Source organism: Bacillus sp. V3B, from assembly GCF_024494465.1.
Classification (GTDB): domain Bacteria; phylum Bacillota; class Bacilli; order Bacillales; family Cytobacillaceae; genus Bacillus_BD.
Map to the genome: position 1 here is coordinate 150,878 of NZ_JAETXM010000003.1, position 19,933 is coordinate 170,810.

Consider the following 19,933-nt stretch of genomic DNA (forward strand, 5'->3'; position numbering starts at 1 on the left):
GGATCATGACTCGAATCAACAATGACAGGTAGAAAACAGATCTGGCTGACAAGCGTTCATGAATGTAGGAGAGCCATTATTCTTACCGTCGTAGCGTATCTTTTTGGAATCAGAAACCAACCGGATCGTTTAACAGGGCATATTTCATTCAGTATGGAGGATAATCATGAAGAAATTCAAACCGGTCGTACTACTAGGGGCACTACTATTCATTGTCACACTGATGATTCCAACGATACTTGTACTCCCATTTGGTGAAGAAAAAGTAATCGGAAAGCTGGGCGAGAAAGTGGAAGAATCAAATTCAAAGTCTGACGGTAATGCTACAGGATCTCTATCCATGGAGGTGGCCGTCTACCGGACCGAGAAACAAGATGTCGAGAAGCTAGCTCTTGAAGAATATGTGAGGGGCGTTGTCGCGTCAGAAATGCCAGCTGATTTTGCAAAAGAAGCTTTAAAAGCGCAATCCCTAACAGCCCGAACATATATTGTGAAGCAGATGATGAGTGATCAGAAACTAGATCTTCCAAAGGATGCGAATGTAGCGGATACGGAGTTTTATCAAGTGTATAAAAGTGATGAAGAATTGAAGGAAATTTGGGGACCTGATTATAGTTGGAAAATCGAAAAAATTAAAGAAGCCGTTCAGGAAACAGAAGGTCAAATTTTGACGTATGAAGGTACACCGATTGATGCCACTTTTTTCTCGACAAGTAATGGTTTTACAGAAAACTCAGAAGCCATTTGGTTAAATCCTCTTCCTTATTTAAAGAGTGTTGAAAGTCCGTGGGATAAACAGTCTCCTAAATTTATAGGTCAAAAAGTAATCCCGATTAAAGAGTTCGAAGCAAAACTAGGTGTGAAGCTACCAAATGATGAAACAATTGGGCAGATAACCGAACGGACCGCTGGTAAACGAGTGGGAAAAGTAAATATTAATGGAAAAGAAGTAACAGGGAAAGATATTCGTGAAAAATTAGAGTTGATGTCAACCGATTTTACATGGGAACGCAAGGGAAATAATATTGTGATTACAACGAGAGGCTATGGTCATGGGGTCGGGATGAGTCAATACGGAGCAAATGGAATGGCTGAAGAAGGAAAGAAATATCAAGACATCGTTCAGTACTATTATCAAGGGATTGAGATCACCAATTCAGATCCGTTTATCACAACGATAACAGCGAAGAATTGAACTACCCACCACTTAATTTCTGATGAAATTTGAAGTGGGGGATTCCTGCGAACTCCGTTCTATCGAACAGATATTGAGCAGGCTAGCCCCGTCGCACCGACGGTTAGCAGTACAAACGACTAATTTAGCCTCCTGCCGGTCATGCAAACTTGTACGTTGGCTCGCCACACGTCCTACTTTAGCTAAGGATTAGCAACTTCGGTACGTGTGGGACGAAAGAACGTTGAAGATTTTACCTAGCAGACGTTTTTCCTGCTAGAACCTCCTATCTTCAGTTTTCAAAGAACAACTTGTACAGGTATATTATACCACACAAACACATGTTTCGCTACGCAAAAAGACGATTCATCTCCCACTTATTTTTGGGCATTGCCCTTCACAAAATTGAAGTGGGAGTCTTCTCGCCTAAAATGATAAATACGAGGGACAGTTCCGCACCGCTAATAGCGAAGTGGAACTGTCCCTTATATGTGCAAAGCGATCTAGTTTACATGGGGGGTTTATTTTCTTTTTGAAGCAGCTTCTAATTTCTGCAACTGTTTTCCGAGCTTTGGGAAACGCTTGTTTTGATAAGCACCATATACAACCCAAGAAGCGACGAGCACACCTATAATATCTTTGACGACATCAATCATCGTGGCGGAACGGTAAGGAACAAAGGATTGATGAATCTCATCTATGATCCCATATAACGAAGCGATAAGGAGACAAACAAGATTCAGTGTAGGCGAAAGCCCCCTCACCGTTAACAAAGCAAGCACAAGTAGCACATAAAGAATCGCAAACTCTACTAAATGGAGCGATTCTTTGATAAAGGCATCCCAATCTAAATCTGGCAACTCTACTAACGCATTAGCAGGCCTGCTGGACATGATCCAAATGGCGATCATATAAAAGAAGGGGAGTAACCGTAACACTAGTTTGACTATGGATATCGTAATCACCTTCTTTCTATGATGAACGTTTTTTTCTAGTAAAAAGGATTTTTCCTAAAAAAGTTCGACAAAGCGCTTTATAGATGATGCGGAAAGGTTAAGACCCGAACCATTTCTCCCCCTATTCCCTAGTAGAATCCACTGTGTTACTAGTCGAACAGAACCGCTTGATGTGGGGAAGGATGATAGAAAAATAGGGTCAGAAAATGTTTTTATCATAATTATGAATAATTATAAACGTTTTGTCGAAAAATAAGCAGTAAAAATTTTTTTAAAAAAAGGTATATAATCTCAGCAATTTGATCAGAATGATTGCTGAGGTGATGATAAATGAGAGAGGAAGAAAAACAACCTTCTCGAGGTTCAAAGTTAAAACGCTTTTTCAAAAAGCGTTGGGTATTTCCAGCTGTTTATATTGCGAGTGCAGCCCTTATTCTAACCGCGGTTCTATGGTACCAAAACAGCAGCACGGACAATGCAATCGATTCTGACGAGTTCGACTACAGTGCAATCGATGTCCCAGGTGATGATTTCAAAGAACCAGCAGTTGAAGTAAACCGTTCAATGGAAAGTGTGGTCCTTCCCCTAAACGGAAAAGATCGCGACAATGCAGTAATTCAAAAGAAATTCTATGATGATAATGCTAAGGCAGAAGAACAAGAAGCGGCTCTTGTCGTTTACAAAAACCAATATCATCCAAATACAGGAATTGATATTACGGTAGAAGAAAGCGACGCATTTGATGTTGTTGCAGCATTGAGTGGTACCGTTATAAAAGTCCAAGAAGATTCACTTCTAGGAAATGTCATCGAGATTGAGCACGAAGATAATGTGATCACACATTACTCATCAATCAAGGACATGAAAGTGGAAATCGGCGATGAAATTGAGCAAGGGCAAGCTCTTGCTACAGCTGGACAAAGCCAATTTAATGAAGGAGCAGGCACGCATGTTCATTTTGAAATTCGTAAAAATGGTGTACCTGTGAATCCTGAAAGCTATTTAGATAAACCGTTAAGCGATATAGAAGCTGAAGGTACAGAAACGACAGAAGCTGCAGATTCGAAAGAAGAATCAGCAGATAACGGTGTAAGTGAAGAAGAAGCTACAGAGGAAGAGGACTCTATGAAGGAAGATACGGATTCTACAGAAGAAGAATCTACTGAAGAAGAGACACCAGCCGATGATAGCAAAGACAAAGAAACAAACAATACAGAAAATCAAGATGCATAAAGTGTAAAAAAAGGTGTCAGGCACCCAATTTGGTGCCTGACACCTTTTTTATTTGTAAGCATGATGATGGTTACAAATGGCCTTTTGTATGCTCAGCATGCGTTTTACCCCGTGAATAACTTAATCCTCTCGTACATTAAATGCCTTTAAAGTAGAAAAAGGATTTTCTAGCAAAGCCATTTACCTCGTATTCAAGCAAACGGTGTTTCATCACATATCGTAAAAATATTCCCAGTTTTTTGACTCAATTATTTAATTTGTGCATATTCCTCAATTCAAGCTAATAAACTGTTACAAACCTTACAAAGAGAGTGTTTGAGGTGATGAGTCGTTTGTGATGAACATAGATATAGCTCTAGAACCTGTTTATTCATTGTAATTTCAGAAAGCCATTGCTTTCTGCCGTATGAAGCCCATTAGATCATGCGGATATCCAATAATTCACGAACTAAAAAACGAGTCTCATTTCACACTTCTCACATCCAAATTGGGGAGGGCGAGTGGTGTGCACGATTACATCAAAGAGAGAACTATCAAGATTGGGAAGTATATCGTGGAGACGAAGAAAACAGTTCGCGTGATTGCGAAGGAGTTTGGCGTATCCAAAAGTACAGTCCATAAAGATCTAACGGAAAGACTTCCTGAAATTAATGCAGAGCTTGCTAACGAAGTAAAGGAAATATTAGATTATCATAAATCCATCCGCCATCTACGGGGAGGAGAAGCAACCAAACTAAAGTATAAAAAAGAAGAGTTCGAAGAAGAGCCGGTGAAATAACCGGTTTTTTTTATTCGATTATGTGTATGATGATGAGGTGGAAAAAGGGTCTCTTATGTATGTATAAAGAGGTGTATATGTTTTATTTTTGACAAAACAAGAAAATTAGACAAATCCGCACAAAAAACCACAGGATTTCTAGATAAAAAGTACCTTGTTGTCTGTAAATATGATAGAATAAGCAATTGGGAAAGAACTTGGTTCGAGGAAAAATACAAAGAAGTTGTTAGGCGATGCTAATCATTCGTTGAAAGATGTATAGAAAAAGGTTAACATCAGCCGTACACATAGAGCATCAGGGAATCCGAATAAAACCAGGAACACCGGTGCTGACATCGATCGTTTAAATGCATAGGGAAAGATCATTTACGTCAATCGAAAGTCATGCATGTTGACGAGATAAAATAAAAGCATCCGGCCAATACCACAAGGAGGAAAAGCTCAGAATGTTCGCAAGGGATATCGGAATAGACTTAGGAACAGCTAACGTATTAATTCATGTAAAAGGCCGTGGGATTGTATTGAATGAACCATCCGTTGTGGCGATTGACAAAAATACAAACCGAGTATTAGCAGTAGGAGAAGAAGCGCGTCGAATGGTTGGACGGACACCAGGGAACATTGTGGCGATTCGCCCGTTAAAGGACGGGGTCATCGCTGATTTTGATGTGACCGAATCGATGCTCAAGTATTTTATCAACAAGCTAAATGTAAAAGGGTTTCTTTCAAAACCACGTATTCTCATTTGTTGCCCAACGAATATTACAAGCGTTGAGCAAAAGGCTATTAAAGAAGCAGCTGAGAAAAGTGGCGGTAAGAAAATCTATCTAGAAGAAGAACCAAAGGTTGCGGCAATCGGAGCAGGAATGGACATCTTCCAACCAAGTGGAAATATGGTGGTAGACATCGGTGGCGGAACGACAGATGTAGCTGTTTTATCAATGGGAGACATTGTAACCGCCAATTCGATCAAAATGGCTGGAGATAAGTTCGATGCTGAAATTCTTTCTTATATTAAAAAACAATATAAGCTTTTAATCGGAGAGAGAACGGCTGAAAATATTAAAATAACGATTGGAACGGTTTTTCCTGAGGGAAGACAAGAAGAAATGGATATTAGAGGTCGTGATATGGTTTCAGGACTTCCACGCACAATTTCCGTGTCATCGGTTGAAGTGGAGAAAGCGCTTCGTGAATCCGTTACCGTTATTACACAGGCAGCGAAAAGCGTGTTAGAACGCACACCACCTGAACTTTCTGCTGACATTATTGATCGTGGTGTCATTTTAACAGGCGGTGGGGCATTGCTTCATGGCATTGACCAGCTTCTTGCTGAAGAGTTAAAAGTACCAGTATTAGTAGCAGAAAGCCCAATGGATTGTGTTGCGATCGGAACGGGTATTATGCTCGATAATATTGATCGATTACCAAGAAGAAGATTAAATTAAAACGAGGCTTGTTGCAAAGAGAACGCGCTCTTTCAACAGGCTTTTTTTACATGGAGATTACCTTTATTTGAGGCTAAAAGGAAAAAGATCGATATATATTGAAAAAAGGCGGGCATCCCTTTAGGTAGTTTTCTTAGGGAATGTAAGGACTTTCCTTTAAAAACTTACTGTATATTTTCATATTTTTACTTATAATAGAAGGTGGAGTATTATAAAAAGTTGACATATAGCAAAAAATAAATAAATTTACGATTTTCATTAGAATAGTGGAAAACAGAGGTGGAATCATGTTAAGAGGTTTTTATACGGCCGCTTCGGGAATGCTGACTCAACAGCGTAAAACCGAAATGTTATCAAATAATATGGCCAATATCAATACACCAGGCTTTAAAGGAGACCAAGCCTCCCTTCGTGCCTTTCCAGAGATGTTGCTGCAAAGGATGGATGCAGGGGAAAATGGCTTACCTAGAACCGTTCAAAAAACCATTGGCTCTCTAAATACAGGTGTATATATGCAAGAAGCCATTCCTCTGTTTCGTCAAGGAGACATAAAACAAACAGATTTGAAAACGGATGTGGCTTTATTAGATATCAATCTTCCAGCTGATCCTGAAACAGGAGTAGCCGGTTCAGTCTTTTTTACAGTAGAAAACGTTGATGGTGAACCGCGCTATACCCGGAATGGAAACTTCACACTAGATGGAGCGGGTTATGTAACGACAGCCAGTGGCATGTACATTCTGGATCAAGAAGGCAATCGGATTCAACTCACCAATGATCAATTTTCAATCAACGAAGAGGGCTATTTAACCGGCAGTGCGGGTGAAACGGCGAGACTGGGGATCGGCTATTCAGAAGACTCCATGTCGATGGTGAAGGAAGGCGACGGACTCTTCCGGTCTGAAGCAGGTGCTCTTGCGGATGCTTATAACACGAATGGCGTCCAGTTTAAACTGCAACAAGGCTTCCTCGAGCAATCGAATGTGGATGCCTCACAAACCATGACGGAAATGATGACAGCTTATCGAGCTTTCGAAGCCAACCAAAAGGTATTGCAGGCCTATGACACAAGCCTGCAAAAGACAGTCAATGAAGTCGGAAGAATTGGCTAATTCATCATTGGACTAAGAATCACATGTCTATCACGAAACTTAAATGAGGATCATACACATCAATCCAATGATTGAAAACTCCGAAGTGGGAGGAAAATAATGAATAGAACAATGCTTACAGCGACCAATACGTTAACCCAATTGCAAAAGCAAATGGACGTGATGGGACACAATATAGCAAACGTAGAGACAACCGGTTTTAAGCGGAGAGAAGCGACGTTTACAGACTTGCTTGTTCAGCAATTTAATAACCAGAGTGATGCTAACAGTGAAATCGGCCGATTAACGCCAAATGGCATTCGTCAAGGTTCAGGTGCCAAGCTTGGTCAAATTCAAATGGTTTTAACACAAGGCAGTTTAAAAACAACAAACCGGGAACTTGATACAGCTTTTACAGCAGAAGGACAATTGTATCGTGTTCTTGTTGATCATCCAGATGGTTCTGAGATTCAATACACAAGAGATGGGGCTTTTTATTTATCCCCCCTTTCACCAAATGAAATGATGCTTGTCACAAGCAATGGCGATTCGGTATTAGATGAAAATAATAATCCGATTTATATAAATGGACAAGTTAAGGAATATCAAATAACAGAGACTGGAAGCATGGTCATTCAGATGGATGATGGTCAACAGCAAACCATTAATCTTGGTGTAACGCTTGCTAATAAGCCACAATTTTTAGAGCAAGAAGGAAATAATCGACTCAGTCTTCCGGAAGATGTGGGAGGAGAGGACGTTGTGACGGATTTGGATGGAGCATTGCGAAATCAAATTTCGATTCAACAAGGTGCACTTGAGCAATCCAATGTAGAATTATCAAAAGAAATGACAGACTTGATCAGTGCTCAGCGCTCCTATCAATTTCAATCACGCTCGATCAATCTTGCTGATCAGATGATGGGTCTAATCAATGGAATTCGCTAAAAGGGGAAAAAAAGAATGGCTGTAAACGAAAATAGCCGTGAAGCTATACAGGCGCAAAAGAAGCTAGAGGCAAAGGAAGAGAAGGAACAATCGGTGGTCACAAAATGGAAAGGGATCCGTTTGAGGTTAATCCCTATTTGGCTACGTGTCTTAATTGTGATGCTACTGATCAGCTTAAGTGCTTTGACAGGAGCAGCAGTCGGATACGGAGTCCTCGGAAATGGAAATACAAGTGACATTTTGCAAAAGTCAACTTGGACACATATTATTAAGTTAGTAGGTAAGGAATAGGGGAAAAACCCCTATGTTAAATAAACAGGGGACAGGTCGTAACGACGTTCAACGAAAGAGGCTCAGCCCCTGACCATTTGGAGGTTATTTAGTTATGTTAGATATTACGCAAATTAAAGAAATTCTGCCACATCGTTATCCTTTCTTGTTAGTCGATCGCATAGTGGAAGTGGAAGAAGGAAAAAGAGCAGTTGGGATTAAGAATGTAACAGCCAATGAAGAGTTTTTCAACGGCCATTTTCCAGATTATCCTGTTATGCCAGGCGTGTTAATTGTCGAAGCTCTAGCCCAAGTGGGTGGGGTAGCGATGCTGAAGAAAGAAGAAAACAAAGGCAAGTTGGCCTTTTTCGCGGGGATCGATAACTGCCGTTTCAAAAGACAAGTAAGACCAGGTGATCAATTGCGACTAGAAGTGGAAATGGTTCGATTACGGGGATCATTTGGCAAAGGAAAAGCAATAGCGACAGTTGATGGTGAATTAGCCTGTGAAGCAGAAATTATGTTTGCCCTAGGCGATGCAAACTAATACGAAACATACAGAATACAAAGAGCTCTGGTCCATGACCGAGTTCTTTTTTTGATGAAAAATAACATATAACAGACGATATAGTAAAAAAAATAGATTTTTACACAATTTTAGTTAAAAATGATGCAAGTTTGGTATCGATTTGGGTAACCTAACAAAAGACCAATAGAAGGGTCTTACCAATACACTTTATGGAAGGAGTTTTTAAATTGAACAAAAAGCTTTTAGCATTAATTGGTGGGTCTGTGTTATCACTCATGTTGTTAGGCGGTTGTAACAATGACGAACAAGACCCTCCTCCGGAAGATGATTTGAACATTGAGGAAAACGATGGAAACGTCGGTGACAACAATGGAGGTCTCATGGATGGCAATGGCAATGATGGAGATATCATTGACAACAATGACAATAATGGCCTAGGTGATGATGAGAACAATGATATTAATCTTAACAACGATGATGATCCGGCGGTTGATGACAATACACCGCAAGAAGAGATAATCGAAGATGAAGTTGACAGGAATGACGAAGACAACAAAGATAGATAATCACATACATTTTTTCCGACAAATCCATATGTAATCTTCTATTACATTAAATAAGCAAAAAGGATAGAAAGAGCAAAGAAGTTCTGCTCCATCTATCCTTTTTTTATAAAAAAAATCTTTTACAGGTTCATCATTTATTCATGCTCTAAGTCTTCAACCGTTTCCTCAAAATCTTCTTCCATTTCTTCGTCTCTGTTTTCCTCAGCCTCACTTCTCTGTTCGCCATCTTCTTCTATCTCGTCTGCCTTCTGGAATGGATCTTTCACCCTGATATCTTCGTCAACAGGAGGTGCAGGATCCCCCTCAGCATTACAGCCAGCAACAATCGTTGTAGATAAGAATAGACTCGCTAGCATCAGAAACCATTTTCTCTTCATGGACATCTTCCTTTCTAATCGATTAACGTGACCAATCACTGTATATCGTTTCCATATGCAAAAAAAAACATGCGTGATGCCTTAAATCGATAGGCTGGACAGAACAAAAAGAGGAGCTGTCCCATAAGGTGCCTGACACCTCTGCTTTTAGGACAGCTCCCTAGCTGTATTCAAATAAGGGAATATAATAGAAGATTGAAAAATCAGTTTATTCTAGCAGAAACCGTGGGATAATCTGACCTCACTATCATCCCATGTCTAAAGACGGTCTGCGACCTGCATGGGCTTTCTCGTTCGGAAGATCTGTAACAGGTGATAAGATTGGTTTTGTAATCATTTTCTCTTTGAATTGAGCTAAAAGATCGGGTCCGGACAAACCTTGGTTAATCAGATTGATTAACAAAAGCTCGGGGTAATTGTTGGAGCGATTAATGTTCCCCCTGAAAAGTAAACTCATATGATCTTCGCTTAATTTTTTGATCAGTAGTGGTGTTGCTTGGAAGTAGGCGGGATCATTCTCTTTTTGAGAAATAATCACTTGTAAAGTAACATCGTTTCCCGCATCTAGGAGTGATTGGAAATAACTTTCATACGTGGTAGAGACAGAAGCTTCTAGTAACCATGTTTGACTTTCATCTTCTTTATTAATAACGAGGCCATCTTCTAGTTTGATATCGATCAGTCCACATTTTTCGACAACCTGCAACGAGATGAGCTTAAACGTTTTCATCGATCAACCTCCCGTTATTCTTTTTTTGTACATTCATTAAAAATTATAACACAGTGATAGCGGGAATCGGGTTTACAAAAAGCAAAAAAAATAGTGAATATCATAAAAAATGAATTTTTCTCTTGAAAGTGACCATAAATATCAAAATTGACTGGGAAAAAGGTTGTTTTTTGAAAAGTATGCCCTTCGAAAATGGACTTTTGCTCATTTTACTTTCGATTGTTTCGTAAGGTATGATAAGGCCATCAAATGAAAGGAGAAGCCATTATGATCAATCAAGTCACACTTGTCGGCAGGTTGACAAAAGACCCGGAATTGCGGCTAACACCTGAAGGCACATCGGTTACAAATGTTACGCTAGCGGTGAATCGCCAGTATCGTAATCAACAAGGTGAGATCGGAGCTGATTTTGTTCAATGTACCCTTTGGAAAAAAACAGCCGAGAATACGGTTCAATATTGCCGTAAAGGGTCACTAATTGGAATCACTGGGAAAATTCATACACGTCATTATGATAATCAAGAAGGACGCAGGGTTTATATGACAGAAGTTGTAGCAGAAACAGTCAGATTCATTGATACAAAGCGACCTGAAGAACATGCCCAACATCTCGAATCGATCATACAAAATCATGAACCCGTCACAGTACAGAACAGATGACGACATCCAAGAGCAAGGAACAAAACTTCGAGCTGCTTCTTGCGGATATGATTCGAATCCAAGGAAAGCTCATTCAAAAGGTGGATCGTTTGAGTCATCAGATGAGTCAAGTAGAAGAGACGCTCCAACAAACAACACAACAGGAACCACTCCCCATGTCCTTCTTATGTAAAAGTGATCCGCATTCGAAAAATAGCAAGAAAGGAAAGCTATATATATAGTAAAACCGTTTCTTCTGAATATAATTGTAATACCTTCCATTATTCCCTCTTTAGCTAAAATCAAAAGCTTCCCCGTTCTTTTCTCCAAACAAAAAGCCGACGGATCCCCCCGCCGGCTTTTTTAAATCCTGCATAAATATCCTTTAGGAAAGGGATTTTATCTGGAAGTCCTCTTTATTTTGTCCTACACGAAAAGAGAAGCTTGGCTATTTAAAAGATAAACAAGATCACAAAGAATACGGTCATGGCGATGGTTCCGATGGGGAGACCAAAAACGGCCCATTCTTTACTCGTAATATTTAACTTCCCGGCTGCAATAATATTAGGGATATTTCCTGGAATCAACATGCCGCCCGCGATCAGAAGACCCAGTAAAATCGCACGAATCGTATCCCGATCCATCGATGGGCTCACTTCAGCAGCTGCAAGTGTCGCATTATCCAATACAGACGAAATCATATTGATCCAATACAAGAGCTCCGGTCTTAGGCCAAGAATATATGTCTCAATTAGCGGGCTAAATCCATTCCCGAGGAAGGTCAACCCCATCACAAATAAGTAAATTTTAGCTGCACGAATGATAATTTCACTATAGGTCTCTGCCGGTTGTTTGGAGCCCAAACGATTGGAACCCGTCCTTGTTTTAACCAAAAACATCGAAAGTAAGCCTAGCACAATAACCGTAAAGGTGACCTCAATCCCAATTAAGTCAAATAAATAGTCGAAGTCTTGATCCGTTCTACTGACGACAATCGTTGAAAGGGGTTCACCAATGGGTGTTAAGGCAGCCCCAAGACCAATCGAGAAACACGCCAAAACCGTAAAGTGAATTTCAGATTGCCGCTCAAGTGGCAGCACATTGACAATCAACACAAGAATAATCGCTGCAATAATGGCTGTAATAATACTAGAAGCTAGTCCTAAAAAAATCACCATTAAAGCAAGAAAAATTCGAGGCGTCAACGCTTTGCTCGTTGCTAAGATCGCTCTTTCTAACGGATGATGCGCCCATTTCGTGACTAAGCCCGCAACCAAAACCGCTAACGTAATCGTAATGGGATCGGAAACAGCCTTGGCAATAAGACGGTCACTCATCATGCCGCTGACAGTAGCGGCCGCAATCCCCATGATAAATAAGAAGACTTCCAAATTGTGTTCGATCTTTTTCACCGTAAAGGGTAAAAATAAGACCAAAATTAAAATAATAAACAATCCAATCACTTTACCAAGTCCTTTTCTGTGTTTTGTAGGAGCTATGTTAATGACGATTGCCTGAACCGTGCCTAAGAAGTGTGGGGCATTAACATGAGCCTGGTGTAAATATCAATAGATTGCAATATTGTATATATTAATAAAGGTGGCTATTAAAATAGTATGGTAAACAGAGAACATTCATGATTGTAATTAATATCACATGAGGAAAAAAATCATACTCGCTAAGATTTTTTCATTTAGGAAAGAAACGCAGGAAACCCTACAGGAATCACGCTAAAATTGAAAACGTTTACATAGGCTAAAATAATACACTTCAATATTTATGACAGTTTTATGAAAAGGGAGAAGATAGAAAGGATTTTGAAAGAGAGAGGGAGAACAATTAGTGTTGCAACAGACGAATCATTATTATTTGACAAATTGTAGACGATTGATTGTTAGAAAATAGAGCCTACAATTTCAAACTGGGGGAATCTACTTGAATAAAAAACAAGAGTACTATTCTTTGCACTACAAAGGAAAGAAAGGGAAGAGGCAGGGAATCTATCTGGAACAAACTCTAAGCTTCTTTGATGCACTACAGCTTGTGAAATACAAAGATACATTTGAAGAAATAAAACTGAATCGAGGGACCGTTCATACCTTTCTTGTCATAGAAAACAACACGCATAAAGCCATTAATTGTACAGTCCATTCGCCAGCGTTCATGAGCGTGAAAGAATATAATACAGACTGTTGTGAAAACAGATCGAGCCGTATCCTTAATTATTTCTTATTAAAACAAGGAGAAAAAGTGACCTTTCTCTACCAACAACCACCGAAACAGATGAATAAAGCCATCAAAGAACCAAAGAAACCGTATGAACTCGTTCGTCACTAAAAAATGGTGTCGGGCACGACAACTGGACAACTGTCCTTTTGCGGTACCTGACACCATTTCTCCCGTCTTAACGAGAAGTCTTCTTTCTATTCACGCTGTATGGAAACGCGTGTGTTCATTTTTCTAGTCCCGGTTTACCGTAACAATACTAAGTCTTTGAGTTCATCGGTCGATAGTTCGGTGATCCAGCTATCGCTTTGGATCACTTCATCATTCAATGCTTGTTTTTTATCAAGCATCAAATCAATTTTTTCTTCTAGCGTGCCCGTACAAATCAGCTTATGCACATGTACAAACCGTTTTTGTCCGATACGATAAGCACGGTCCGTTGCTTGATTCTCAACAGCAGGATTCCACCAGCGATCATAATGGATCACATGATTCGCAGCCGTTAAATTAAGCCCTGTTCCGCCTGCTTTCAAGGATAGGAGGAAAATAGGGAATTCTCGATTCTGGAAGCGAGTAATCATTCCATCACGCTGTTGCTTTGGGACACTGCCATTTAAGAAAGGTACGTCAAGCCCAAATTCTTCTTGGATCATCGTTTGAATCATCTGTCCCATGCCAATATATTGCGTGAAGATCAAGCAACTCTCATCTTGATCGATCACCGAACTAACAAGCTCCTGAAGCTTCTCAAGCTTAGCCGACCGTTCAATTAAAGAAGAAGGCTGTTCTTCTTTTAAATAAAGGGCAGGATGGTTACACAACTGTTTCAAACGGCTCAGCATCTGTAAAATAAGACCCTTTCGCTCAAAAGAAGATAACTTGTCAATATCTGCTAATGTATCTTGAACAAGCTGTTCATAAAGCGAAGCCTGCTCAGCGGTCAGTGGGCAATATTCCTTTTGCTCCAGCTTATCCGGTAAATTCAAGGCCACATCCTCATCCTTTTTCGTTCGTCTCAACAAAAATGGACGAATCAGTGCTTGAAGCTGATGGATGCGATCCTTCTCATCATCTCGTTCAATCGGCAACACAAACCGCTTTTGAAACTGACCAAGACTCCCAAGATAGCCATGGTTTGTAAAATCAAAAATCGACCAAAGCTCCGTTAATCGGTTTTCCATCGGCGTACCCGTCAAAGCAATATGGTGCAAGCCTTTCAGCTTTCGGACAGCCCGCGATTGCTTTGTTCCTGAATTTTTGATGTTTTGTGCTTCATCAATCGCAATCGAACTCCAGATAAGTGACTCAAACTCATCAAGATCAAGCGGAGTTAGCCCATAGGAAGTTAACACGACATCGGCTGTAGCTACTTTTTCCGTAAACTTCTCACCTTTCAAACGGTTCGATCCATAATGAAGATGAACGGCTAAATCAGGTGCGAACCGCTCTAATTCCTTTTGCCAGTTGCCGAGGACAGACGTCGGACAAATAATCAGCGCAGGCCCTTCCGGTTTTTCTGCTTCTTTTACCTGCAATAGATAAGAAATCAACTGTACCGTTTTTCCAAGCCCCATATCATCAGCAAGGCAGCCACCAAATCCGTACCTCCGTAAGAATAAGAGCCAACTCATCCCAAGCTGTTGATACGGACGGAGCTCACCTTGGAACGTGTCAGGCACCGTTTCAAGTGGAAGTTGTTTCAGGTCACGTAAGCCTTTGACCATTTGCTTCCAATTTCGGTTCAACTCAATTTGGATTTTCGCAAAAGCCTTCGGGTTCTCAAGATCATCGTTCCCCGTCTCTTCTGCAGCAAACAGCTCCTGTTCAAGGATATCCCGAACTTGTAATCCTTCTTCTTCCGCTTTCTTCATTAACGCTTGAATGTGCTGAATAAATTGTGGATCCAGCTTAACCCAACGCCCCCGAATATAGACAAGACGCCGTTTCTCCTCGACAAGCTGACTGAATTCATCTTCTGACAAATCCACTCCATTCATCGAAAAGCGCCAGTCATAATCAAGCATTGCCTGTAAGCCAACAAAGGATGGACGGTGATTTTGTGAGTTTCCTTTTACCTTTGCCTTCACTTTCAAGCTTGCACTCTTCATTGCTTGCCACCAAGAAGGCAAGAGAATATCGACTCCAAGTGCCAACAAGGTTTCACTCGCATCGGTTAGGAATAACCAGGCTTCCTCTTCGGTTAATTTGTTAGTTAAACCCTTGTGCTCCTCTGAGACCGCAAGCCATGGGAAAAGACGAACCCAACGCTGTTGTTCGTGTTCGATACCATCAATAAAAGGACGCCAACCACGAGGGAAATTCGCTTCATCCTCCCGATCGACAACAAGGTCCGGCTTTTTTTTGTCACGCAGAAAAATAGAAAGCTCCCATACATCATCCGCTTCTGCTGGTTCCTCAAGCTTTAGTCCAAGTGTAAACGGAACCTTGCTTTCAATAATCCCGATCCACTCCCGGAAACTTTCTTCATCGAAAAAAGCAGCCAGTTGATGGGGGGCAATCGTTGCATCACGAAGCGTCTTCAGTTTTTCACCAAATTTGGCTTTTAGTGCCTGATTTTGATTCATGTAGCCATCAAGTGAACGATTAAACCATTTTCGCATAAACGTAAGAACGTCTTCTTGTTCCCAGAAAGAAGGGTTAAACTCATCCAACACACGATCAGGCAAAATCCAACGGAATTCATCCTGTTCCCAAGAGGTGAAGTCAGGCATCCATTCTTTTTCGACGATCGCATCATGGACGGTATGGGCAGAGGCAAGACAAAGTTGGGCCGTTTCATCCCAATCCCAATCAATCATGCGGTTAAATTGGGATTGAGCAAAAAGGGTCGAAAGCTGCCAACCGTTCAACACAATGCCCTCTAGTCCTTCAATGTTTTCCGTCTGAACCATGGTGCCGAAATAACTTTCTTGATGATGGTTAAAAAGAAGATACTGCCAAACAGAAGGGGGATAAACCCGTTCTTCTTCATCCTGTGCCAGAAGGAAATAACGGTCTTCATCTAAATCAGTTACTTTAATTTTGATATATCTTGTTTTAAGCATCGATCAGTTTTCCCCTTTTACATTCTTCATGGAAGGCACGAAGCCGCTTTGTCCGGGTTAAAAGTGCGTCAAGAAACGAATTCCAGTCGTCCATGCGTTTCATTTTTTTATAAAGCGTTCGTAATTTCTTTAACTTACGAACAGCGAGACGATAATGTTCCCGGTTTTTCCCTTCGATATCCGCTTGAACGGCTTGATGATAAAGCGGGAGTAAGATGTGCGGTGCCTCTGATTTCAGCAATTTAATTCGGTCATTTGAAATCGACTCAAAGTTAAAGCTTGCATAGGTTTGCAGCTCCAACCATTTATCATATTCTTTTTTCTCAAAAAGAAAGAACTCATAGTCATGGAAACTATATGGAAGCATTTGAAAGAGTGCTTTTTCATATAAGTCAAGCCGGTTCGTTTCCACACAAAAAGGTGTGATGGCTTGGGTGACGAGTTTCATGAATTCCCTGCACGCATAATAATCATTGTACGAGCTCAAATACACTTTGATCCGGGAAATCGCTTCGATGACATAGGGTTCCATTCGCTTCCACTCTTTATGCGAGGCGAGAATTTTTAGCCAATAAAAAAAGTACGGCGAGATCTCTTCATCACATTTGTGGATGAGTGCGAGTGCCTTTTCATCTTCCCGAAGTAATAGATGTAGGTGAATGAGACCAACGGTGGTAGGTCGATTCTTAGTTGGCATAGCAGCGAACGTTTCTTTTGCTTCCTCACGCCAGTTTTTCTTTTTAAATAAACCGGTCCACAAGAGGCGAAATAAATGGGTACGGTCATATTCAAGGACAAAATGGATCCGCAGCAGTTCAAATGTATCATCTTTTAACTGTTCGATAAAATCATCAAAGGCAAACGGCAGGGATTGAACCGCCAGTTTGGAAGACAAGTTTTCGATATCTTCTAGTAGATCTGTATATAAATAACGATAATAACGATTGATCGTGTCTTCATTATGTTCAAGCTCAAGGCTGAGTTCGAGCATTTCCTCAAACGTAACGACAGCAGCCACGAGTAAATAGAGACTTTTCCATTCTTGTTCAAAAGGTGCCCCGGCTTTTAAGCGACGAGTATAGAGGGCAAAGCGTTCACCAATCTGATACGGTTTTGGCTGCCCGTCCTCCTTCATAATGGCATCAAAGCTCAAGCGGAAGGCTTCTGTCCAGTTCGTGTAGTCTGGTTTTAAGTGTCCAGTTGATTGGAGTAAATCTTTCGCCCGTTGAATATGGAGCGTTTTGGTTTGTTCTTGTTCACGTAACGGCTTGCGCCAGTCGTCTACCCAGTTAGACACACTGCTATCATAGGAAAGGATTTGAAAAAAGGCTGCCATTTGATGACGACACATTCCTTCGATGGGACAGGAACATTCGCTCAAATAAGGAAGGCTTAAATCCAGTGTGACGTTTACAGGTGTGACATCTTGAACGACTGCCGAAATGGCATTGTGTTCAAGCTTTATTTGTGAAACCGATCCTTGTCGGTAGAGGAGTAACCCCTTTTGTACAATCTGCGCATCTGCAGGTGATTCAGACTTCAGTGAGTCCTTTGTTTGCTCCGAAAACCATTGCAATGGTTCGACGTAACTCTCTGGAATCAGACCCAAAATCCATTCCCCCCAAAAAAACATATTCTTTTATTATACATGTGTTTTGGGGTGAGAGTAAATTCCCCCGGACAGTTTGTTAACTGGAGGCTTTTATTTTGAACGGACAAATAGGATGTTAGGCTCCAAAAAACCAGCAAAAAAACAAAAAAACGGTATCCATAATCGGTCTATATCCGTACTTTAACATTATATCCCAATTTTTTCATCCAACCTTCGACTAAATATATGGTGACACTCCCGTGAATGAGTTAAAATAAACTTAATAGAAAGATAATTTAATACATTTAATAGATTATAAAACTCATTGGGGGATCGATCGACATGTACGAAGTGCGGCTTTTTAAAGGACTGAGAGAACCCTATATAACGGCACACCAACTCATAAAAGCCGAATACATAGGAGGATTCTGGAAAAAACTCTTCCTGCTCTTATTCCTAACCTTTCTCCTATCAACCATAACCGCCTACTACGGCATCGGAAACGAACTCTTATCAAAAGAACTTAACACCACATCAAGCACAGAATTCGAAGCCGCAAAAAGCTTATTTGCAGGCGGTCAAATCATCTGGTCGATACTTGTTGCGATCACAACCATCACGATCCCTTCCGTATTCTTCTGGGCCATCTCAGATATTGAATGGAAGAAATACATCGTCGTGCAAAGTTTCATCTTAACGATCCTATTGATCGAAACCATCATCACGATCCCATTTGCGATTTTGATTGGATTGCCAGAAATCTCGAATCCATTTTCACTCGGAGCCATTGGCCAATCCCTTACATCCAACGACATCATCTTGCAGCTTTTAACCGAAATCACGATCTTTAAAATCTGGGCCATCGTTCTGCAAATCAAATACATAAAAGTGTTAGCCGAAAAAACAGCAAAACAAGCCACACTGATCGTCATTGGATTTAATCTCATCATCCTAGTGATCACCGTATTTCTAGCGATCATGGATCTTGAAAAATTATTATAGGGGATGGTCAAGCTGAAGTTGAAATGGATATCTACAATCACAATCGTCGTTGCCGTCTTGCTTGTCATCACCAATTTCTATCTGATTTTCAAAGAAGACAGTCCAGTGGCAAGATCCGTCTATGTCGAAAAATGGACAAGTGCAAAAGAACAAACGATCATGGAAACGATACAAACCGATGGGGTCACAGAGCCACTAGAAGAACAACATATTTACTATGACCATAGCAAAGGAAGCTTTGCCGGATTTTCGGTCGAAAAAGGAGATGCAGTCGGGTTAGGGAAATCCCTATTCTTCTATTCAACCGATTCCTATGAAGAAGCCATCCGCAAACTACAATCGGAAAGGGACAGCTTACAGCAACAGCTAGACGGGCTCCAAGCCAAATGGGACAATCTCATCGACCTTCAGTCAAACCTATCCTTGTCACTTCTGAATGAGGAACTGGCATCGCCAACAAGGGAAGTCGCCGTTGAAATCGATCTTTATCAAACAGAAGCCGAAATGCATCGCTTAGAAAGCGAAATCGAGAAATATGATAACCAAATGAGTTCAATTGACGAAAGACTCCCATACCTCCAAGCCATTAGTGACATCAACGGATTCGTGAAAGAAATCAACCACGATCTTTCCAATCCGATCATCACGATTGCCTCAACGGAAAACAGAGTGAAAGGCGTGCTCACAGAAAACGAACAAGCCTTAATACAACCGAGAATGAACGTCATCATCTCTTTGAAAAATCGTAATCAAACCTACAAAGGAGCGATCCAGGAAGTCTCCTTGTTCCCTGAAAAGGAACCAGCAGTCGCAAGTGAAAGCCAGTACCCATTCACCGTTGTTCTCGATGAACCAATCGACAGAATGGCACACGGGACACATGTAGACGTCACTATTATTACGAACGAGATCGCGAACGCTATCACGGTCCCGAAGGAAAGCATCAAGAAAACAAATAAAAAGAATCAACTCTATATCCTGCATAAAGGAAAAATAGAAAAACGCGAAGTCACAACAGGTTTACAAGTCAGCAACACGAAGCAAATCGAAGCAGGCCTAGAGCCAGGAGAAATCATCTCACAGAAAACACTGCTCTACGGAAAAGGAAAACCCACCTTCTACACCCCATTAAAAATCAAACAATGGGAACGAGGCATGTATAAGAATATGAGAAAAAAAGAAATGCTCAAACAACTAGGAAAAGGATTCCTATCCTTCTAAAAGCCAAAACCGCGAAAACCGTGCCGAGCACGGTTTTTGATTTGAAACCGGTGCCTGGCTCCTCATTCAGATCAAAGTTTCATAAAAAA

Annotated in this window: 20 protein-coding genes; 14 read left to right on the plus strand and 6 right to left on the minus strand. The window is 40.8% G+C overall.

Going from position 1 to position 19,933, the window contains the following annotated elements; genetic code table 11:
• The first annotated feature begins 166 nt into the window (after positions 1-166).
• Positions 167-1,195: a stage II sporulation protein D gene (gene spoIID / locus JMM81_RS06575; RefSeq protein ID WP_256240738.1), complete on the plus strand. Its 1,029-nt coding sequence runs from the start codon at positions 167-169 to the stop codon at positions 1,193-1,195.
• A 500-nt stretch (positions 1,196-1,695) separates the two neighbouring features.
• On the opposite strand, the gene JMM81_RS06580 is transcribed toward spoIID, so the two are convergent.
• Positions 1,696-2,139, minus strand: a complete 444-nt coding sequence (locus JMM81_RS06580; protein WP_309143475.1) for a VanZ family protein — start codon at positions 2,137-2,139, stop codon at positions 1,696-1,698.
• 321 nt (positions 2,140-2,460) lie between these two features.
• Between JMM81_RS06580 and spoIIQ the strand changes: the two genes are divergently transcribed.
• From spoIIQ to JMM81_RS06620, 8 genes are all read left to right on the plus strand, one after another.
• Entirely contained in the window at positions 2,461-3,363 is a 903-nt protein-coding gene (spoIIQ, locus tag JMM81_RS06585) for a stage II sporulation protein SpoIIQ (RefSeq protein WP_256240739.1), read from the plus strand.
• Positions 3,364-3,868: 505 nt separating this feature from the next.
• Positions 3,869-4,141: a sporulation transcriptional regulator SpoIIID gene (gene spoIIID, locus JMM81_RS06590; RefSeq protein WP_256240740.1), complete on the plus strand. Its 273-nt coding sequence runs from the start codon at positions 3,869-3,871 to the stop codon at positions 4,139-4,141.
• A gap of 446 nt (positions 4,142-4,587) precedes the next feature.
• Entirely contained in the window at positions 4,588-5,589 is a 1,002-nt protein-coding gene (gene mreB, locus JMM81_RS06595) for a rod shape-determining protein (RefSeq protein ID WP_256240741.1), read from the plus strand.
• 287 nt (positions 5,590-5,876) lie between these two features.
• Positions 5,877-6,701, plus strand: coding sequence for a flagellar hook-basal body protein (locus tag JMM81_RS06600; protein WP_256240742.1), 825 nt, complete (start codon positions 5,877-5,879; stop codon positions 6,699-6,701).
• 99 nt (positions 6,702-6,800) lie between these two features.
• Positions 6,801-7,628 (plus strand): flagellar hook-basal body protein, encoded by an 828-nt coding sequence (locus JMM81_RS06605; protein WP_256240743.1) that lies wholly within the window; start codon positions 6,801-6,803, stop codon positions 7,626-7,628.
• A 15-nt stretch (positions 7,629-7,643) separates the two neighbouring features.
• Positions 7,644-7,919: a DNA-directed RNA polymerase subunit beta gene (locus tag JMM81_RS06610; protein ID WP_256240744.1), complete on the plus strand. Its 276-nt coding sequence runs from the start codon at positions 7,644-7,646 to the stop codon at positions 7,917-7,919.
• Between the two features lie 94 nt (positions 7,920-8,013).
• Positions 8,014-8,445, plus strand: a complete 432-nt coding sequence (gene fabZ / locus JMM81_RS06615; protein WP_256240745.1) for a 3-hydroxyacyl-ACP dehydratase FabZ — start codon at positions 8,014-8,016, stop codon at positions 8,443-8,445.
• A 209-nt stretch (positions 8,446-8,654) separates the two neighbouring features.
• A complete protein-coding gene (locus JMM81_RS06620) occupies positions 8,655-8,993 on the plus strand; it encodes a hypothetical protein (RefSeq protein ID WP_256240746.1) in 339 nt (112 codons plus the stop codon).
• 134 nt (positions 8,994-9,127) lie between these two features.
• Here JMM81_RS06620 and JMM81_RS06625 read toward each other — a convergent pair whose 3' ends face one another.
• Both JMM81_RS06625 and JMM81_RS06630 read right to left on the minus strand, forming a co-directional pair.
• The gene (locus JMM81_RS06625; RefSeq protein WP_256240747.1) at positions 9,128-9,370 is read right to left on the minus strand and encodes a hypothetical protein; all 243 of its coding nucleotides are present in this window, start codon (positions 9,368-9,370) and stop codon (positions 9,128-9,130) included.
• Positions 9,371-9,617: 247 nt separating this feature from the next.
• Entirely contained in the window at positions 9,618-10,100 is a 483-nt protein-coding gene (locus JMM81_RS06630) for a YwpF-like family protein (protein WP_256240748.1), read from the minus strand.
• Between the two features lie 267 nt (positions 10,101-10,367).
• Between JMM81_RS06630 and ssb the strand changes: the two genes are divergently transcribed.
• Both ssb and JMM81_RS06640 read left to right on the plus strand, forming a co-directional pair.
• A complete protein-coding gene (gene ssb, locus JMM81_RS06635) occupies positions 10,368-10,760 on the plus strand; it encodes a single-stranded DNA-binding protein (RefSeq protein ID WP_256240749.1) in 393 nt (130 codons plus the stop codon).
• On the plus strand, positions 10,757-10,981 hold the full coding sequence (locus JMM81_RS06640; RefSeq protein WP_256240750.1) for a hypothetical protein: 225 nt from the start codon (positions 10,757-10,759) through the stop codon (positions 10,979-10,981). Before ssb ends, JMM81_RS06640 begins: the two co-directional genes overlap by 4 nt.
• 210 nt (positions 10,982-11,191) lie before the next feature.
• Here the strand turns inward: JMM81_RS06640 and JMM81_RS06645 are convergent, their stop codons facing one another.
• Positions 11,192-12,202 (minus strand): DUF1646 family protein, encoded by a 1,011-nt coding sequence (locus JMM81_RS06645; protein ID WP_256240751.1) that lies wholly within the window; start codon positions 12,200-12,202, stop codon positions 11,192-11,194.
• A gap of 472 nt (positions 12,203-12,674) precedes the next feature.
• Between JMM81_RS06645 and JMM81_RS06650 the strand changes: the two genes are divergently transcribed.
• Complete coding sequence (locus tag JMM81_RS06650; protein WP_256240752.1) at positions 12,675-13,076, plus strand: hypothetical protein; 402 nt, start codon at positions 12,675-12,677, stop codon at positions 13,074-13,076.
• A 134-nt stretch (positions 13,077-13,210) separates the two neighbouring features.
• Here the strand turns inward: JMM81_RS06650 and JMM81_RS06655 are convergent, their stop codons facing one another.
• Both JMM81_RS06655 and JMM81_RS06660 read right to left on the minus strand, forming a co-directional pair.
• Complete coding sequence (locus tag JMM81_RS06655) at positions 13,211-16,030, minus strand: DEAD/DEAH box helicase (protein ID WP_256240753.1); 2,820 nt, start codon at positions 16,028-16,030, stop codon at positions 13,211-13,213.
• Positions 16,023-17,639: an SWIM zinc finger family protein gene (locus JMM81_RS06660; protein WP_256240754.1), complete on the minus strand. Its 1,617-nt coding sequence runs from the start codon at positions 17,637-17,639 to the stop codon at positions 16,023-16,025. The genes JMM81_RS06655 and JMM81_RS06660 overlap by 8 nt, the downstream gene beginning before the upstream one ends.
• A gap of 324 nt (positions 17,640-17,963) precedes the next feature.
• Between JMM81_RS06660 and JMM81_RS06665 the strand changes: the two genes are divergently transcribed.
• The gene (locus JMM81_RS06665) at positions 17,964-18,623 is read left to right on the plus strand and encodes a hypothetical protein (RefSeq protein WP_256240755.1); all 660 of its coding nucleotides are present in this window, start codon (positions 17,964-17,966) and stop codon (positions 18,621-18,623) included.
• An 18-nt stretch (positions 18,624-18,641) separates the two neighbouring features.
• A complete protein-coding gene (locus JMM81_RS06670; RefSeq protein WP_256240756.1) occupies positions 18,642-19,844 on the plus strand; it encodes an efflux RND transporter periplasmic adaptor subunit in 1,203 nt (400 codons plus the stop codon).
• Positions 19,845-19,933: the final 89 nt, after the last annotated feature.

What these genes read in the sequence shown, in the direction of transcription:
- spoIID (WP_256240738.1), top strand. Translation starts at nt 167, where the DNA reads ATGAAGAAATTCAAACCGGTCGTACTACTAGGGGCACTACTATTCATT.
- spoIIQ (WP_256240739.1), top strand. Translation starts at nt 2,461, where the DNA reads ATGAGAGAGGAAGAAAAACAACCTTCTCGAGGTTCAAAGTTAAAACGC.
- mreB (WP_256240741.1), top strand. Translation starts at nt 4,588, where the DNA reads ATGTTCGCAAGGGATATCGGAATAGACTTAGGAACAGCTAACGTATTA.
- JMM81_RS06600 (WP_256240742.1), top strand. Translation starts at nt 5,877, where the DNA reads ATGTTAAGAGGTTTTTATACGGCCGCTTCGGGAATGCTGACTCAACAG.
- JMM81_RS06605 (WP_256240743.1), top strand. Translation starts at nt 6,801, where the DNA reads ATGAATAGAACAATGCTTACAGCGACCAATACGTTAACCCAATTGCAA.
- JMM81_RS06610 (WP_256240744.1), top strand. Translation starts at nt 7,644, where the DNA reads ATGGCTGTAAACGAAAATAGCCGTGAAGCTATACAGGCGCAAAAGAAG.
- fabZ (WP_256240745.1), top strand. Translation starts at nt 8,014, where the DNA reads ATGTTAGATATTACGCAAATTAAAGAAATTCTGCCACATCGTTATCCT.
- JMM81_RS06625 (WP_256240747.1), bottom strand. Translation starts at nt 9,370, where the DNA reads ATGAAGAGAAAATGGTTTCTGATGCTAGCGAGTCTATTCTTATCTACA.
- JMM81_RS06630 (WP_256240748.1), bottom strand. Translation starts at nt 10,100, where the DNA reads ATGAAAACGTTTAAGCTCATCTCGTTGCAGGTTGTCGAAAAATGTGGA.
- ssb (WP_256240749.1), top strand. Translation starts at nt 10,368, where the DNA reads ATGATCAATCAAGTCACACTTGTCGGCAGGTTGACAAAAGACCCGGAA.
- JMM81_RS06640 (WP_256240750.1), top strand. Translation starts at nt 10,757, where the DNA reads ATGACGACATCCAAGAGCAAGGAACAAAACTTCGAGCTGCTTCTTGCG.
- JMM81_RS06655 (WP_256240753.1), bottom strand. Translation starts at nt 16,030, where the DNA reads ATGCTTAAAACAAGATATATCAAAATTAAAGTAACTGATTTAGATGAA.
- JMM81_RS06665 (WP_256240755.1), top strand. Translation starts at nt 17,964, where the DNA reads ATGTACGAAGTGCGGCTTTTTAAAGGACTGAGAGAACCCTATATAACG.